The sequence below is a fragment of the Mucilaginibacter sp. UYP27 genome, from assembly GCF_040547175.1.
Lineage (GTDB): Bacteria > Bacteroidota > Bacteroidia > Sphingobacteriales > Sphingobacteriaceae > Mucilaginibacter.
In genome coordinates, this window is sequence record NZ_JBEPPE010000022.1 from 1 (window position 1) to 16,838 (window position 16,838).

Sequence of the window (16,838 nt, forward strand, 5' to 3'; positions counted from 1 at the left end):
AAAAAAAGTGTGGTAGCCAATACGATTATGGCGCGCGGTTTTATGATCCGGTCATTGCGAGGTGGACGAGTGTGGATCCGTTGGCGGAAAAGATGAGGCGATTTAGCCCTTACGGATATGTTGAAGACAATCCTATACGGTTAATGGATCCAGACGGTGCATTTCCAATAGATATTACATTGAGATCGTTTGCTCCTTATAATTGGTTCGGTGGAGGATTCAAAGGGGATGGTGCAAACAGACGCTTTACAACAAATCCTAATGCTCCGTCAAAGCTGAATGCAATGGTTAGAGTTGAAACTGATGACAATTCCATAATTTTAACCCGCGGCGGTGCAACTACAAGTACGGGAGGGTTTGGTATGTGGCACGCGAGGTCTCCTACAAGTGTTAGCGCATCGATGGACGGAAATACATTAAATATGAAAGGCATTGCTGGAAATCATGCTGCGATTCCATTTATTGACACTAAAGTAGGTACTTGGACAAACGAGGATATAGACAATAATGCTAAATTAAACATTGCAGTTTTTAATGGTGATAATGGAAATCAAACGATGAGAATATCCGGTACAATAACTGGAGATCATTTTCCATCTGGGGAAGGTTTTGTTACTGATGCAAAAGGCAACTCGGTGTTTCTAGGCGTATCTGATGCTGGCGGGTTTTCGGTTAACTCAACCTTAGCCCCATATTTGGGGTTGGCAGGTCACGGGACAGAAGTTATGTCAGATGTAAATGTTTCAATAGTAGTTGACAAAAATGGCGTATTTACCGGGGTAGTAGGTGCAGATGGTAAAACGATGTCAATTAAAGATTGGAATAAGCCATTTGAAAACTCAAGAACCACACCACCAGAAATGACAGGTCACGTAGTAAAATGAGAAATATAATGAGAAAGTTAACGATACTATACCTAATGATATTTCTTAGTTCATGCAAGTTTGCCGAAAAAGAAAAATATATATTTCCAGCAAGTTATAATGGCAATATTTACATTTTTAGCAATATTAAGAATGGAGTGCCTAAGCAATATGATAACGGCCAAAGTAGAATTTATACAGTTCCTCAATCTGGTATATTACTTAGCCAATTTAGAGAAACTTACGGGATAATAGATAAGAAATTCTTCTTTAAAACAATTAATGGGGAATTAACAGAATTGGCCGGTATTCCATTTAAAGATAATAAAAACGCCTTAGATGACAATAAGCTTTATGCATTTTATGGAAATGATGTGACAATTACGTTTCCAAAAGCTAAAGATACTTTAGGAGTGCAAATCATCACTATTTGCACTCCTAAAGATTTTGAAATTGCAAGTCAGGAACCATTTATGAAAGTAATACTAGGTTCTCATTTCTCTCCAGAAGATGTCAGTTACCAAAAATTTATCGATATGCGTAGGAAAGCCGATACAAGACTCTTACAACAACATTAGATAGACAAAGCCTAACATTATGATTACGGTGCACGTTTCTACGACCCTGTAATTGCACGTTGGACAACGATTGATCCGCTGGCAGAGAAGTCCAGAAAGTTCAGTCCATATACTTACGGATCAGATGATCCTATCAGGAATATAGATAGGGACGGTATGTTCTCAACTCATGTTGATGAATATGGAACTGTTTTGAAAAACGTGGATGATGGTTACAAAGGAGTTTATGAACATGACGGTAAAACTGCAAAAGACGTTGAAAAGACCTATAGTAAAACAAATACAGGTGCCGGGGGAGAGAAAATTGGTGAATTAGGGGGTAAAATTGACGTTATTAAGATAGCAAGTAACATCTTAAAAAGAGACGGACAAGTTGCGGAAGGATTGAACACAGCTGAATGGATTAATAAAGTTTTGCCAGGTCATGATTGGGATTTGAAATCACAGACAAACACAATATTTGGTGTAGCTTGGAAATACAATCAAGATATAAAATCAAAAACTGGGGGTGATAATGACACTTTCTTTAGCTTCAAATGTCTTTCTGAAAACGGTAAGTTTACTGCGGCTGATTTTGGTAATTATCATGCAGGTTACACAGGAGTAGCAGCAGGGGTTTCACAAAGAACACAATATAGTTTTGCTGGTCTTGGGGAAATGGCAAAGTTCAACGGTGGCTTTTGGAAACGCGCACGAGAAATTCTTTTTAACGTTTCACCTAATGGTGATCAAAGGCCTGATTTTCATTATAATACCGATGGAATGGTTGATGCTGCAAAAGCGGGCCTGCATCCTTGACTTATGCAATTGTTATTCATTAGGAGGAATTAAATGAAAAAGTACGGTTTGTTTTTTATTATTATCGGCACACTGTTCAGTTGCATCAACAGTAAAAGCAAAAGGAATTATAAGTACACTTTAAAAAGAGAAAATAACTTATATATTGAAGTGTTAAAGCTGGATTAATAGGAAACTTAACATCTTAATATCTTACTGACTCAACCAATTTCAGGGTTCATTTAGGCACATTTGATGATGAAAACGAATACATCTATTGTAAGATTGATGGCGACAATATATATGTTGAAAAGAGGGAACATGGACAGGGTTCAAGCCCGCAATTTGATACTCTTAAAGTTGTATCAAAAACGAGGTACAGTTTAGAAGACTTAAAGAAAAAACATTTGTTTGAATGAAGTAAAGCCCGGCATGACCGGGCTTTAGTATTTAAAGAGCGTGGGTTTTATGGTTTAGCATGTCTTTTACTTAGCCAATTCCTGAATATGCCTTTTAGTAATAAACGCATCAATAAACGTCTTGACCAAGTGCTTATCCTCTGGGCTAAATAACTCCACTTCCTTAAACTGTTTAAGCAGTTCTCGGTCGGTCAATTGCGCCGTTACGGATGCATCGTTCACATCATCATTCACCAGGTAATCTGTAGTCGTGTCCAGCGCTTTTGCCAGCTTGGACAGCATATCTGCTGCGGGTTTGGCCTTGCCTATTTCATAGCGGCCAATCTGCACATAAGAGTTCAAGCCAACGATTTCGGCAAGTTCTGCCTGTTTCAGTCTTTTTTGGGTACGTAACTCCCTGATCCGGGTTCATAAACTCATTATTCCTTTGTTCCTATCTCATCAAAAATACTAAGAATGATGCATAATTGCGTGGTGAAATACAAATGGGTATCATTTGCGTTTCTGCAAGTGCCATACTTATTATTGCAAAATAAAAAAGTAGCATATAATCTCTTTTGCAATGAATATAGTACCTAAGCTTATTGTAGAAAATCCTGAACTATTACTGTATATGGATGGTAAACTGCATATTACTTATTGGGCGGCATCAAACTGACCTGCTTTGACCGCTTAAAGGTAACATTGAAGATAGTCTGCGGTGGCAACACCAACAGGGCCTTTCGCCACAACCTTGACTTGTACAACAGCGTTCACACCGAATAGCTGATAGAGAAAGCCGGTGATGCGCTGGACGTGGCTGCGGCTGAACTGGCCGGGGTGATCAGCCGCCTGACTGCTGCCCTGGAAGATTACCGCACCGAGCGGCTGGAAGCCATGAAGCCAAAACAGGCAGAAAAGAAACAGCTCAGTGAGGCCGAGCGCAAGCTTGCCCTGCAATACCTCAAAGCACCCGGCCTGCTCGGACGGACCCGGCAGGCGATCTCGGCCAGTGGTATAGTTGGCGAGGAAGTGAACAGCCTGATCGCCTACCTAATCTACACCTCCTGGAAACGAGGCGGTTAACGTTAATGTCCGGGATATTCTGCCGGATAAAGAACTGGTTTGCGTGCGCAAAGGAAAAGGTTATAAGGAGCGTTACGTGCCCCTGGCAGGTACTGCTAAAACCGATCTGGAGAACTATATCCTCTATGCCCGCCCGCACTTCGCCGGTGATAAAAAAGAGGATGCCTTATTTCTTAATGTCAATGGTGCAAGGCTTACTGGTCAAACCTGCTATGATCGTTCACAGACATTAAAAAAGGTTGCGGCCATTCCTAAACCCGTCGGTCTGCATACCCTGCGGCACAGTATTGCCAGCCACCTGCTTCATTCCGGCATGCAATTAGAACAGATCCAACGCTTTTTAGGGCATGGCAGCATGGAAAGTACACAGATCTACACCCATCTTCAGCATGAACAAAAAATATGAGTTCGCCCCGGCTACCTTTGCCGCTTTGGAACCTTTCCGGGCTTACTTAAAACAAGGGCAGTTCAGCCACAGTTACATCCATCAAACCATCAATTATACGGCTACATTCCACGACTGGCTCACCGGCCAAAGCCTGGCAACAGCGCAGATCACCCATGCCGATGTAATGGAGTTTGCCGACCAGCTCCGGCAAAAAGGCTTAGTATCAAGCTGAACAATCAGATTATGCGGACTTTGCGGTATTACTTCTCGCACCTGCAACAGGAACAGGAAATTGGTATCAATCCGGCAGCTGGGATCATACTGAAAGGTACGGTCAGAAACCTCCCGCACGACCTGTTAACCATGCCTGAAATGGAAGCTCTTTATGAAAGTTACCAGGTTATAGACAACCGTACCTACCGCAATAAAGTGATCATTGGTTTACTTGTCTACCAGGTTGTTACGCGGGATGAACTTAGTCATCTGCGCCCTGAGCACCTGAAACTGAGAGAGGGGAAAATCCATATTCCTGCAACTGGTAGACAACTGGGTCGGTTACTTCCATTACAACCGCATCAGATCCTCGAACTACACGAATACCTGTTAGTGATCCGTCCGAAAATACTGGCCGAGCGCCTGGCTGAACGACCGGGGCGCAAGCCGGATCGCTATAAAGATGAGCAGGATATTGAGCGTTTGTTTATCAGTATCAATACACTGGAAGACATCAAAAACAGCCTTTTACACCTAAACTATGCGCTTAGGAAACTCAATCCTAAATACAAACACGCCAAGCAGATCAGGCTAAGTGTGATCACGGAATGGTTGAAAGAAAAGAACCTGCGTACCGATCAATATATGGCCGGGCACCGCTATGTAAGTTCAACAGAAAGATATAAAACAACCAATCTGGAAGACCTGAAAGAAGCACTTAACAAGCATCATCCACTAACTTTATCTTAAAAAAAAGCTCCGTTCTGGCCTTATAAACGCAAAAAACAATCAACCTGGGGGCGGCCTGTGGTAAAAATCAACCAACTCTCGGGGCTTGTACGCAAAAAAATATCTGTTAACTTTACGTGCCTAAACGTTCTTTATAGCACCGAAAACGTGCAAGGTGAAAAACCAGGTAAAATCGTAAAACTTATAAGGGGCAATACGATTATGGCGCGCGTTTCTATGATCCAGTAATTGGTAAATGGACGAGTGTGGATCCGTTGGCAGAGAAATTTAGAAGATGGTCGCCGTATAATTATGGGCTTAATGATCCTATTCGTTTTAATGACCCTGATGGTATGGGGCCAACAGATCATATATTCAATACACAAGGACAGTTAATTCAAATAACACCAACAGGTCATAACATCTTAGTCAAAACCGATAATGGCCAATTGGTTAACGTAGCTAATCTTCCATTTAGTGGTAAAAATGAGCAGACGATTGCAAATATAGCAGGCTACTATGGTGCGCAAGTGGGCATTCCAAGAGGAACAGTAGGGGTTGCTCCGTCAGACAAAAGCTTAGCCTATACTACAGGTGATAAGATTGATATAAACAATAGAGGTGGGCAAATACGTAGCATATTAGCCAACTACGACAATATGAAAAGTACTCTTGTACATGAAAAAGACCATTTAGACAAAGGGCAGGGATATGCGGCTAATACTCCTGATAATTTACAGCATGCAGATGTTTATTCTGATCAAATTGCAGACCCCACCTTCAAAGAAACAACCACAAGTTTTAAAAATGGAATGTTGCGATCGGTGGTTGGTTATTTACAAGATGCGTATAATAAGGATGGTGTTCAGATAACTGATGTAGATGTGTATTAGATAAGATTAATAAGAATATATCTGGGTACGGCTATCAGCTTAATATTGATCCTTATTCAATGAACAACATGAAGATTAATATCATTGATAATAATAAGAAAAAAAAAGATGATAAGAATCAATAAGCTTTTCAACTGTCAACTTATACTGGTCATTTTATTTTGTGGATCTTGTAATACAAACATATCAACGAAACAAAAGCTCATTGCAGGTTCTGACTACAAGCTTTGGCAAGAGATTAAAGATACCACTAGACATAAAGGATCATCTATTACCTACTGGTATTTTGATAAAAAAGGCAAATCTCGTTTATATATAAAATATAAGAATGCAAGTAAAATAGTACGATTAGATTTAGGCGATATAGTTTTAAATGAATATTGGAATCTTGCTGAGGGTGGTAAAGTGGATATTGGCGGCAAAATTTACAAAATAGACGTATTGAACGATACTTGTTTTTCATTTAGGGATACCACTAAAAGTCAAGAAACTAAGCTTGTTTATAAAAATGACAAGATATTATAAATAATATCTTGTCGCTAAACAACAAAGCCCGGCACTCACCGGGCTTTGTTGTTTAGTGGGCAAAGGCTTTTTTCGTTTTATTATAAGCCAGTGCGACCATCCACATGATATTCAGCCAGATCACTTAAAAAAATACCTGGAATATCTGCACGAAAGACCAAACCAGACAGCAGCCGGTGCGATTAGCCTCAACTATATCCGGAAACACTTAGAGGTGATCCGTAAGTTCAGCCGTTACCTGATGGAGAGCGGCCAGCCCAGCTTTACTGTGAAACTGCGCATTAAAGGCAAGAGCACCAATATCAAAAGCATCCTGACCTCTAACAATCCCATCGCTTCTGTCAACAACTGTTCTAAATACTCAATACTTTCTCGATTTTCCTTATCTGAAACTATACTTTGCTGGCTACATTTTACCAATTGTACCTGCAACGTATTTATAATGAAGAGTCACTAAAGCCACTGGTACAAATTGACCTGATGGACCGGGACGGATTGCTATTTGTCCACGTTCAAAATAATGGTGTCGGACTGCTGATTATAAATAAACTGAAATTCGGTAAAAGGAAGCAAATCTGTTTTCGCATTCAGGATTGTTCGGATATCGACCCGAAGTCATACGATCATAGAAATTACCGACGCCAATAAAAGGTTATCCTTCAGGGTGGGTTTCTCGAAGTTTTTAGCAAAGCAATTTAATAACATTGAAACAGACTTAACACACTTTCGGCAGCAACTAGCATTACTTCATTTAAGGTTGACGGTAAAGATATTTATGGTAATAACGTTGTTCTCGAAAAATAAAGGTGGTTTTTCAATAACAATATTTTTGTAGGCTGAAAGGTTATTATGATTATCTTTAAAGCACTAAATAACTTATTTCATAATTCTAATGACTGCAAAAAAAATTCTCGGAACTCTCATTGTTCTACACTACCCCAAGAATCATATCAATATCAATTTAAAAACTATTTTTATTCATTTCAGAAGCTCATTCCTTAGCTGCAAGGTTTGTTGCTAAGAAGGTTGCTTATTTCCACAATTAAAGTTCGTCATAAATTAAGAACTTCCGATATTTAACTCTTGTAAATTAGATAAATGAATTTATTTCTTCGCTTTATAACAAGCGCGATAATTGGAATTATCCCTTGTTGTGGATTTGCGCAATACCAACCTTCGCACGATATTAATTATTTGCCTGCTAATTCAGCAAACCCGGTACCACCTGACGCCAGTGATAACATCTCCCTTATAGATATATTGCCACCCTCTCCCAATTCAGTATCGCTTGGGAAATATGGAGGGGTAAATGTTGGATTGGCATCAGGGATGATCGATGTAAAAATTCCGCTTTTTATTTTGATTACACCTAATCTAAGTGTACCAATTGATTTACGTTACACGAGTAATGGACTAAAGACGGATGAAATTGCTTCACACGTTGGAATGTCATGGGCCTTAAATGCAGGAGGCCTTATTACAAGAACCGTGATGGGGCAGATTGATGAAAGTTCTACTCGCCTGATACGTCCCGCTGATTTTCCAACGCAAAATCAAAATCTTTTAACTTTTGCAGAAAATCTGACGAATACCAATTATAATGATGGTGAACCAGATATTTTTTCTTTCAATTTTGATGGCAATACCGGCCAGTTCATTTTAGACAACAATAAAAATCCTTACCTATTAACCTATTCTGCCTTAAAAATTGAAAAAGACTTCTCGGGCGGCGCGTCATGGAACTTTAAGGTTACAACACCGGCAGGTGTACAATATTTTTTTGGAGGGAGTACCGCGACGGAAACTACCAATAAATATCAGTCAGGTTGCGGCAAAGGTTATCCCAATTTTACGCCGACAGCATGGTATCTAACAAAAATAGTACACCCGAACCATGACGAAGTAAACTTTCTTTATGCTCCTGTTGGATTTCACTATCAAACGGGCGTAAATCAAACCATGAATAGCCGTTACGTTGCATACGCTAACTTGCCCACAGGTTCCGGAATTCCACCTCCAACCTTGATTGATCAAACTTGCGTATCATGGTATCAAACCAGAACAGTTTATCTTACAGAAATTAATGCCATTGGAAGTGGTAAAATAGCTTTTAGTTATATAGACAGGACGGATGTTACAGATAAATTATTATCGCGGATCGAAATATTTGGAACGACTAATCCCGGATCAGCTATGCGCACAATCAATTTTGCTTATCAAAATGTTACCAGCACACTTTTCGTGAATTCTTTTTCTAATAGTGATGCTTCATTAAAGAACAGGCCTTATTTAACGGAAGTAAGCGAGGTGAATTCCGTAACAGTAAAAATAAAAACTCATAAGTTTGAATACAATAATCTTGATGAACTTCCCCCAAGGTTAACCTTTGCGCAGGATAGTTATGGGTATTTCAATGGGAAGACTAATAATACGCTTATTCCTACACCTAGTATTGCAGAATGGCAATCATATTTGCCCAACGCAACCGCCAACCGAAATCCTGATCCTGCATATGCGATGAAGGGAATCCTAAAAAAAATTACTTATCCCACAGGTGGAACTGAGACATTGTCTTATGAGGGAAACGTTTCCTATGTGACAACAACTATTCCGGGAGGACAAAAGATCATCTCAATTAGTGGTTCGGGATTAGCAAGACAATCAGTTCAGCGTACGAATTCAAATACATTCACAGTAAGCACCAGTGGTATTACCGCTGATTTAAAAGGACACTGTGATTATTATACTGCTGCGCAGTATCCTTATGATCCTATTCATCACGTAGCAAGCATTGCTCTTGTGGATCTTACGAATGGCGGAGAAGTTGTTGTCTCTTCAACTTCTATGCACGATGGGGATTCTTTTCTGCAAAAGTTTATCCCCTTGATTGCCGGCCACATTTATCAGTTAAGAATCACTGCAAGTGGTGAACAGGTTACTGGCAGCGGATCAATAACCTATGTGGGTAATAATCCGATAACTCTAAGTGGCGATAAGCCCGCTAGCGCAGTTCGTGTAGCAAAAATTGTTACTAACGATGGTTTTTCGTCTCCTGCTATTAAAAGGTTTTTTTATTATGATCCAAGCACACCTAATCAATCATCGGCTCAACTCGTTTATACCCCCATATATGAGAAATATCTGCGCACATACACAATAATTCCTCCAGGAACAGGAGGGTTTGGGGGGGGATCTGGCCTTTATTGCGATCCGGTGGAATATGATTTTTACCGAATGACTTCTTACTCTCAAACAAATATTTACGCGTATTCATCTCCCGTAAGTTATTCATTTGTTACGGAGTCTTCCGGCGAAAATTTTGAAGATGGCGGTGCAGACCATAAGTTTTTGGTTTCACCGGACCAGTTGGGAACAACGGTATTAGGGGAATATATACAATCTCAGCCCCTAAGCGGTTACAACTGGCGAAATGGCAGAGAGTTATACAACTGTGATTTCAAAATGTACGGTTCAACCAAGATCCCAGTGAAAAAGGTTTTCACTCATTATATAGAAGATCCGCGTGTTGAAAATGAGATAAAATCTTATGTGGTTAATAAAAAATATTCACCAAACTGTGTTGTTGATCCGCCGTCAACAATACAATTGAATGCTTATGATCTAACCACTTACTCACATTTCAGGGAATGGTCATATATAGATACCGTAAAAACGTGGATATATGATAACAGTGGCACCAACTGGGCCGAAAAAATAGTGAGCTATGAGTATGCAAATACAAATCATACGATGCTTACGAAATCAACAGAAAGTTCAAGTACTGGAGAAGCTCTTACAACCACTTATGCTTATCCGCAAGATCTGGCCTTAACAGGGATCGAAGAAACTGCGCGACAAGTACTGGTAGATAAGAATATCATATCGCCGATTCTTTATTCAAAAACAATGAAGGGGAATAAAACGCAATTTTCCACCCAAACCGATTACATGATCTATCCAAACACACTTGTGTTGCCGCATATATTAAAGTTTGCTGCCGGAGCGAGCCAGCCAGAGCCAAGGGTGACCATTGACAGTTATAATGACTTTGGGAAAATTCTTTCCCAGTCAAAAGTTTCCGGTCCGTCTATTAGTTATATCTGGGGTTATGGCAGCCGGAATGTGATTGCTGAAGTAAAAAATGCCGGGTATCAGGCGCTAATAAATGTGCTTGGTCAGGGAGCAGTTAACGCGCTCGGCAGCGTTAACCCGGGAACAGATGAATCCGTTCAAACGACACTGAATCCCCTTCGAACGCAACTTTCAAACAGTCAGGTAACTACCTTTACCTTTGATCCACTGGTGGGGATGACGAGTATAACGGATTCGAAGGGCCAGACGACATATTATGAGTACGATGCTTTCCAGCGCTTATTAAACATAAAGGATCAGAATAAGAACATCCTCAAAAACTATCAGTATAACTATGGGCAGATATCACCCCCTGTATATTGGAATGAGGAGCAGTTCGGATACTTTAATAAGGCGTGTACAGTCGGTATAGGGACATTGGTAAAGTATACAGTTCCTGCGCACACTTACAGTGCTGAATCCTTAAGTGCAGCGAATGCGCTGGCTCAAGCGGATGTAACGGCGAACGGTCAGGCGAATGCCAATGCAGCGCCGGGGGCAACGTGCCAAGTATTACCTTATGCAATCCTCGAGCAGACCTCGGTAACGACTAATGGCAATGCACAGGGTTACGCTAATTACAGTATCAAGCTTTACACCGACGATACCTTTACTACCGCTTATGTCGCAACGTCGAAGATGAGCATCAACTATCGAGTTCAAACAAGTACATCAGTTAACAATGGTACACCAACGGTAACTAGCAGCGACTATACAGCATTTGTTAGCGCAGGTTCGAGCACCAGCACCCTTGGTCAATATGAGAATGGATGCGGTGCCGGGGGAGTTAGTATTGTTGCCCAGGGTAGCCAGGAAAAGGGGGCAAGTAAGGAAAGCACAACGACGGCTAAAGCCGGCGCGGAAACCAACCTGGTTCCGCCGGGCGGAGGTACGACCTGCGTAACCAAGACCATAACCATATTAAACGGGACCGGCTATTTTGACCTTGTGTATTAGACCAACCTTACCTATCATAATGAACCCAAGATATAAATACGCGCTAAAACACCTGGTGATCGCGGCAATGATCTGCTGCGTGCAGGGTTTGCAGGGGCAATCGATAACGGATAACTACATCCAGACACGTGTCCCCCGTCAGGCAATAAAAACGGATGCGCGCCTAAATGCCTTAACGCCGAATAAGGATAGCGTCATGCATACCGTTCAGTATGTAGATGGTTTAGGCCGTCCTATGCAAACGGTAACTGTGAAAGGTAATGCTGACGGGACCACATCTATAAATACTAAAATAAATTTCAATTCGGTGGCTTGTAGATTATTTTATTTAATTATATGTTTGTGTCAGACCAATAATTTGGGCTAAACTTTTCACTATATAATGCCAATAACACCTATTCCTCATGATTTTAGAAACAAATGTTTTTTCTCATTTAAAATTACCAATTCAATCTTTCTCAGATTCCCTGTATTTATTACTCATTCGGATAATGTTGGCAGACTTTTAAGCTCGTGAACAACATATTCCGCCGTCTCTTATAGCTGCATCCTTGGGTAAATACGGTGAGACTTCGGTCGATGAATATGTTGGCACTTCAAATATTAATATTTCGATATGGAATTTGGTTTAAGACGATAATGAAAAATCGATATCACTTTCTTATCATACATCTATTAGCAATTACTAGAAGTGATAATGATTTGAACGCTATCAAGTCCTTTTGAGGTCAAATACGCGAGTGCTATTTATTAGCGGGTGTCCCCAATGAATCCTTTGTGCAAAATGTTGGAATTTATTTTGCGTTGACCGATAGCATCAATTTAACGAAGATAGCAACTGTGTATAAATGGAAAGGTAAAAGGTTTTTTAATAAGCTTTTACACTAATTTAATAAGAAAACTCTGTCACTTATGGTTCGATATATTTATTTATTTACATTAATGTTAATCATTTCTGCGAGTGCAGCCCAATCGCAGACCTATGATCCTAAAAAAATTGTTCAACCGACACCAACCGCCGCAGCATTAGGCTCATTCGGCAATTATGATATTAACTATTACACTGGAAAACCAAATATTGCCGTCCCTTTATATACCATTAAAACAAAGGACCATAATATTGATATAAATTTGAGATATGATGCTTCAGGCATCAGAGTTTCACAAGATGCCAGTTGGGTCGGTCTTGGCTGGTCATTGGAAACTGGCGGGGTAATCACAAAAACTGTACGTGGTTTTGATGATTTTAAAGCTCCTAACGGTTATTATAATGCTATAATGCCTAACGACCCTTTTCCAGGCACTTACGCTCCGGTGCCTGCGGACATTCCCACTGATGATCAAGTTTACGCGGGGTTGCTAGATTCGGAGCCGGATGTTTATAATTATAATTTTGCAGGGTTTTCCGGGAAATTTGTTCTGGGAAAGCAAGCAGGCGGGTCAATAGTTTACGTTGACGAAAAAAATAATTTAAAGATCGTATACAACGGTAGTTGGGAAATTACGGATAGTAGAGGCTATAAATACATGTTTGCGACCGGGGAATCCGCAAGTACTTATGGTTATCATTCAACAACGGCTCAGTTAACCCCAACTACTGATATCAGTCCATTCGCTTTTGAAACTTTAGAAACAACAGCTTACTACTTGGATGCTATCGTGTCACCGACAGGAGAGACAATAAACTTTAATTACGTTAGAGGGTCAAGTTTAAGTTTGGTATCTATGACAGAAAGTCAATATGATATGGCGGATAACTTTACAGGATGCGCAACGACAACTGCATTTAAAGTTTTTTATAAGACATTTAATGCAAACCGCCAGCTTAATAATGAAGTATATTTAAAGAGCATTCAATTTAAAAATGGCTCAATTGAGTTTAATTCCTCGGACAGAACTGATATTGATTTTTATGATGTCAACAAAAAGCCTCAAAAATTGAGTGAAATCGTGGTTTTTGATCAAAATCATCAAGCGATAAAATCTTTTGCTTTTGATTACAATTATTTCAATAATGGCGGGACCACACGTTTCGCAAGGCTCTGTTTAAATGGCTTTAAAGAATATAGCGCGGGACAACAATCTTCAAAAAAATATTTTTTTACCTATGACACACGCAACCCTTTACCTGATAAATACAGTAAAGGAATTGACCATTGGGGTTTTTATAACGGCGCGCTTAATTCAAAGCTGCTGCCAATGCCAAGGTCATTGAGGCCGGATAGGTACTATTTGACCGACGACGCAAACAGGGAACCAGATGTTGCCAACGATTATATAAAAGCAGGTGTTTTGACCTCTATTATATATCCAACTGGAGGGCGCACAGATTTTGATTTTGAACTTCATAAATACAGCAGATTACAAGGTGACGATGCCTTTACCACCCAAAGTGCCGGGGGGGCGGTTAATGCAAATCCTGAGGATCATTTTGATCATGCGACATTAACATTTGATGTCTTGGCTTCCGATATACCGCCTGGGAAGTTAACTGTTGCAGCGATCGTAAATTATCAATATGCGTATATAAGCGGAACGAAGTTATTTCTCGGCGTCGGAGTAAATTATGGCGGTATAACCGGACCAAAAAGTGCCACTTTTGATAACAGTACGCAAATGAGCACAAATGCTGACCCGCAAGGTACCGGAGGGCAAAATTCCATACCAATTAATCTTCCAGTCGGTCATTATACATTAAATGTCAGGTATATTCAAGGATATTCTGTAAGCGCTAATGTTTATTTTACCAGGATGATCCCTGTAACTGAAAAAACCGGTGGAGGATTGCGCATAAAATCAATAAAATCATTTAACAATAACGTCTTGGCCACGGAAAAGCAATTTATTTATAGTCAGCAAGGGCTTTCTACCGGGCAAATGTTGAACTATCCGAAGTATGGCTATATATGCCCGCAACTAACGGTAAATGTTGATGTGAATTGTAATGTTTCGAATCAATACATCTGTCGAATTTCAGGCTCTGTGTACCCGCCAGGAATTTCTAGTAAAGGAGTCATAGTTGGTTATGACAAGGTAACAGAAATCGATGGAATTAATGGAGAAAACGGACAGGTGGAACATTACTACCATAACGTGGGAACTTCCGACTCTCCATACCCGGGTACGCCAATGGTTGAAGACCCATTAAACGGTAAAGAGTTCAAAACTTTATATTATAATTCACTCGGTCAGGTCATTAAAAAAATAGAAAATAACTATAGTATAAAATTTTCAACATCCGCTAAAGGATTTAAATTGTACACCGGTCCACCGCTTCCGCCTGTTTCAGATAGCGCCCCATCTGGAAATGATGGCTTTCCCAGTTACAATATTCTTCCCTACAATAATCTTTCGAATTGGATAGTTTTGGATAACACGATAGTTTCTGACATTTTTTACAAGAACGCTGTCCCAACAACCATAGTTACTGGCAAAGACTTTTTCTATGATAACCGTTTGCATTTGGAGCTTACCCGGCAAACTTCAACCCAAAGTGGCGGTAAGGTACAAACGACAATTTCGACGTTCGCTGATGATTACGCCCCCGGGACAGCGTTCATTGATGATATGAGAACAGCGCATATATCCGGCTTGCCGATTGAGCAAGTTACCTATGTTGGAACAGACCAGACGGCAAGTATAGTCGATGGGCGTTTGACAAAGTTCAAAACCGGAGGTAAGGGTTTAGTCGATCAGGTTTTGCAATTCGAACCGCTGCCTGTCAAAACGCTGTCAACTTTTAAATTCTCAAATGCCTTGAGCGGGGCGTATACGCCGGGAGGAGTTCCGACTGCATTCCTGCCGGACCCTCAATACCAGCCGCAAGTAACGGTTAATGAATATGATAACAGTGGTAATCCAATAGCGATAAGCCCACGAAACAGTACACCGGTTGTATTCATTTATTCTTACAATAGTCAACTCCCTGTAGCCAAAATATCCAACGGAAATTATGCATCTGTTATTAGTACGCTTGGCGGCGCCACGGCGGTTAACTCAATTGCAAACCGTAATCCAACCGATGCTGATTTGAAGGCATTCCTTAACCCTTTAAGGACAATGCCAGGTGTTTTGGTGACAACCTACACGTATGAACCCTCAGTAGGCATGACGAGTTCAACAGACGCCAAAAATCAGACGACCTATTACGAGTACGACGGTTTCCAGCGTTTAATGAACATTAAGGACCGGAATAAGAACATCTTAAAGAATTACAATTACAATTATTCGACACCGGCGGTATGGAATGAAGAACAGTTCGGGTATTTTAACAAATCGTGCAGTACCGGCACGGGAACATCGGTGAAGTATACGGTAGCTGCGCACACTTATAGTGCTGAATCTGTTGGCGCGGCCAACGCGCTGGCACAGGCAGATGTAGCGGTAAACGGGCAGGCCAATGCGAATACAAACGGCACCTGCCAGGTTCTGCCTTACGCGCTGCTCGAACAGACCTCGGTAACAAATAATGGCACCGGCCAGGGGTACGCTAATTACCGGATCAGGCTTTTCACGGATAATACCTATACGACGGCCTATGTTGCAACGTCGGCAATAACGGTGAACTACCGTATACAGACGAGCACCTCGGTAAATAACGGAACACCAACGGTCGCCAATAACAATTACACCGCATTGGTAAGTTCAGGCTCGAGCACGAGTAACCTAGGGCAATATGAGAATGGCTGTGGGGCCGGCGGGGTCAGTGTGGTTGCCCAGGGGACGCAAGAACAAAGATCGGCTTCGGCCAAAAGCGGCGCAGAAACAAATATGCTTCCCCCGGGCGGGAACACGACATGCGTAACTAAGACCCTGATTATGCTAAGTGGCACCGGTTATATTGGCTTAATAGATTAAACAAACCTTACACCTATCACAATGAACCAAAGATATAAATACGTACAAAAGTATCTGCTTGCAGCGGCAATGCTCTGCTTTGTAAAAGGTTTACAGGGGCAATCGATAACACAGAATTATATCCAGACGCGTGAGCCACGCCGAGAAATAAAAACAGAATCGAAGCTAAACAGCTTAACCCCGAATAAGGACAGCGTGATGCATACCCTACAATACTTTGACGGGCTGGGAAGGCCCAGCCAGACAATCGAGGTGCAAGGCTCCACGATTGGCGGGGATGTGGTGCATCCGGTGGCCTACGACCAGTTTGGCCGGGAGGCTATTAAATACATGCCGTATGCGATCAGCAATACGACCAACAATGGCGCCTATCGCATAGATGCGCTGACGCCGGGTGCCGGTGTGTTTTATTATTATAATCCATCAGCAGGAAACACAAATCC

At 41.1% G+C, this 16,838-nt stretch carries 15 protein-coding genes and 1 pseudogene; 15 read left to right on the plus strand and 1 reads right to left on the minus strand.

Annotation, left to right across the window (positions count from 1 at the left end):
* The 3 genes from ABIB39_RS23170 to ABIB39_RS23185 form a co-directional block, all read left to right on the plus strand.
* Positions 1-884: RHS repeat-associated core domain-containing protein (locus ABIB39_RS23170; protein WP_354432569.1), on the plus strand; the 884-nt coding region annotated here is incomplete at its 5' end.
* A gap of 8 nt (positions 885-892) precedes the next feature.
* Complete coding sequence (locus ABIB39_RS23175; protein ID WP_354432570.1) at positions 893-1,441, plus strand: DUF6843 domain-containing protein; 549 nt, start codon at positions 893-895, stop codon at positions 1,439-1,441.
* A gap of 156 nt (positions 1,442-1,597) precedes the next feature.
* The gene (locus ABIB39_RS23185) at positions 1,598-2,239 is read left to right on the plus strand and encodes a polymorphic toxin type 44 domain-containing protein (RefSeq protein ID WP_354432571.1); all 642 of its coding nucleotides are present in this window, start codon (positions 1,598-1,600) and stop codon (positions 2,237-2,239) included.
* Positions 2,240-2,703: 464 nt separating this feature from the next.
* On the opposite strand, the gene ABIB39_RS23190 is transcribed toward ABIB39_RS23185, so the two are convergent.
* On the minus strand, positions 2,704-3,039 hold the full coding sequence (locus ABIB39_RS23190; RefSeq protein ID WP_354432582.1) for a helix-turn-helix domain-containing protein: 336 nt from the start codon (positions 3,037-3,039) through the stop codon (positions 2,704-2,706).
* A 393-nt stretch (positions 3,040-3,432) separates the two neighbouring features.
* Here ABIB39_RS23190 and ABIB39_RS23195 point away from each other — a divergent pair, with 393 nt between their 5' ends.
* The 12 genes and pseudogenes from ABIB39_RS23195 to ABIB39_RS23250 form a co-directional block, all read left to right on the plus strand.
* Positions 3,433-3,702 carry a hypothetical protein gene (locus tag ABIB39_RS23195; protein WP_354432572.1) on the plus strand — a complete coding sequence of 90 codons (270 nt, stop codon included), beginning with the start codon at positions 3,433-3,435 and terminating at the stop codon, positions 3,700-3,702.
* Between the two features lie 43 nt (positions 3,703-3,745).
* Positions 3,746-4,108, plus strand: coding sequence for a tyrosine-type recombinase/integrase (locus tag ABIB39_RS23200; protein WP_354432573.1), 363 nt, complete (start codon positions 3,746-3,748; stop codon positions 4,106-4,108).
* Entirely contained in the window at positions 4,092-4,322 is a 231-nt protein-coding gene (locus ABIB39_RS23205) for a hypothetical protein (RefSeq protein WP_354432574.1), read from the plus strand. Before ABIB39_RS23200 ends, ABIB39_RS23205 begins: the two co-directional genes overlap by 17 nt.
* Positions 4,323-4,333: 11 nt before the next feature.
* Positions 4,334-5,053 (plus strand): site-specific integrase, encoded by a 720-nt coding sequence (locus ABIB39_RS23210; protein WP_354432575.1) that lies wholly within the window; start codon positions 4,334-4,336, stop codon positions 5,051-5,053.
* A 188-nt stretch (positions 5,054-5,241) separates the two neighbouring features.
* Positions 5,242-5,397: pseudogene (locus tag ABIB39_RS23215) on the plus strand (RHS repeat-associated core domain-containing protein); the annotation flags it as partial.
* The gene (locus tag ABIB39_RS23220; RefSeq protein WP_354432583.1) at positions 5,386-5,925 is read left to right on the plus strand and encodes a hypothetical protein; all 540 of its coding nucleotides are present in this window, start codon (positions 5,386-5,388) and stop codon (positions 5,923-5,925) included. The pseudogene ABIB39_RS23215 and the gene ABIB39_RS23220, both read left to right, overlap by 12 nt.
* A 108-nt stretch (positions 5,926-6,033) precedes the next feature.
* Positions 6,034-6,450, plus strand: a complete 417-nt coding sequence (locus tag ABIB39_RS23225) for a hypothetical protein (protein WP_354432576.1) — start codon at positions 6,034-6,036, stop codon at positions 6,448-6,450.
* A gap of 55 nt (positions 6,451-6,505) precedes the next feature.
* On the plus strand, positions 6,506-6,907 hold the full coding sequence (locus tag ABIB39_RS23230; RefSeq protein ID WP_354432577.1) for a site-specific integrase: 402 nt from the start codon (positions 6,506-6,508) through the stop codon (positions 6,905-6,907).
* Positions 6,908-7,548: 641 nt separating this feature from the next.
* Positions 7,549-11,538: a DUF5977 domain-containing protein gene (locus ABIB39_RS23235; RefSeq protein ID WP_354432578.1), complete on the plus strand. Its 3,990-nt coding sequence runs from the start codon at positions 7,549-7,551 to the stop codon at positions 11,536-11,538.
* A 19-nt stretch (positions 11,539-11,557) separates the two neighbouring features.
* Entirely contained in the window at positions 11,558-11,905 is a 348-nt protein-coding gene (locus tag ABIB39_RS23240; protein WP_354432579.1) for a DUF6443 domain-containing protein, read from the plus strand.
* Between the two features lie 545 nt (positions 11,906-12,450).
* The gene (locus tag ABIB39_RS23245) at positions 12,451-16,395 is read left to right on the plus strand and encodes a DUF5977 domain-containing protein (protein WP_354432580.1); all 3,945 of its coding nucleotides are present in this window, start codon (positions 12,451-12,453) and stop codon (positions 16,393-16,395) included.
* Positions 16,396-16,416: 21 nt separating this feature from the next.
* On the plus strand, positions 16,417-16,838 hold a 422-nt coding region (locus tag ABIB39_RS23250), incomplete at its 3' end, for a DUF6443 domain-containing protein (RefSeq protein WP_354432581.1).

Excerpts from the sequence above, each read along its gene's own strand:
- ABIB39_RS23175 (WP_354432570.1), top strand. The coding sequence starts at position 893 with ATGAGAAAGTTAACGATACTATACCTAATGATATTTCTTAGTTCATGC.
- ABIB39_RS23185 (WP_354432571.1), top strand. The coding sequence starts at position 1,598 with ATGTTCTCAACTCATGTTGATGAATATGGAACTGTTTTGAAAAACGTG.
- ABIB39_RS23205 (WP_354432574.1), top strand. The coding sequence starts at position 4,092 with ATGAACAAAAAATATGAGTTCGCCCCGGCTACCTTTGCCGCTTTGGAA.
- ABIB39_RS23210 (WP_354432575.1), top strand. The coding sequence starts at position 4,334 with ATGCGGACTTTGCGGTATTACTTCTCGCACCTGCAACAGGAACAGGAA.
- ABIB39_RS23220 (WP_354432583.1), top strand. The coding sequence starts at position 5,386 with ATGGGGCCAACAGATCATATATTCAATACACAAGGACAGTTAATTCAA.
- ABIB39_RS23225 (WP_354432576.1), top strand. The coding sequence starts at position 6,034 with ATGATAAGAATCAATAAGCTTTTCAACTGTCAACTTATACTGGTCATT.
- ABIB39_RS23235 (WP_354432578.1), top strand. The coding sequence starts at position 7,549 with ATGAATTTATTTCTTCGCTTTATAACAAGCGCGATAATTGGAATTATC.
- ABIB39_RS23240 (WP_354432579.1), top strand. The coding sequence starts at position 11,558 with ATGAACCCAAGATATAAATACGCGCTAAAACACCTGGTGATCGCGGCA.
- ABIB39_RS23245 (WP_354432580.1), top strand. The coding sequence starts at position 12,451 with ATGGTTCGATATATTTATTTATTTACATTAATGTTAATCATTTCTGCG.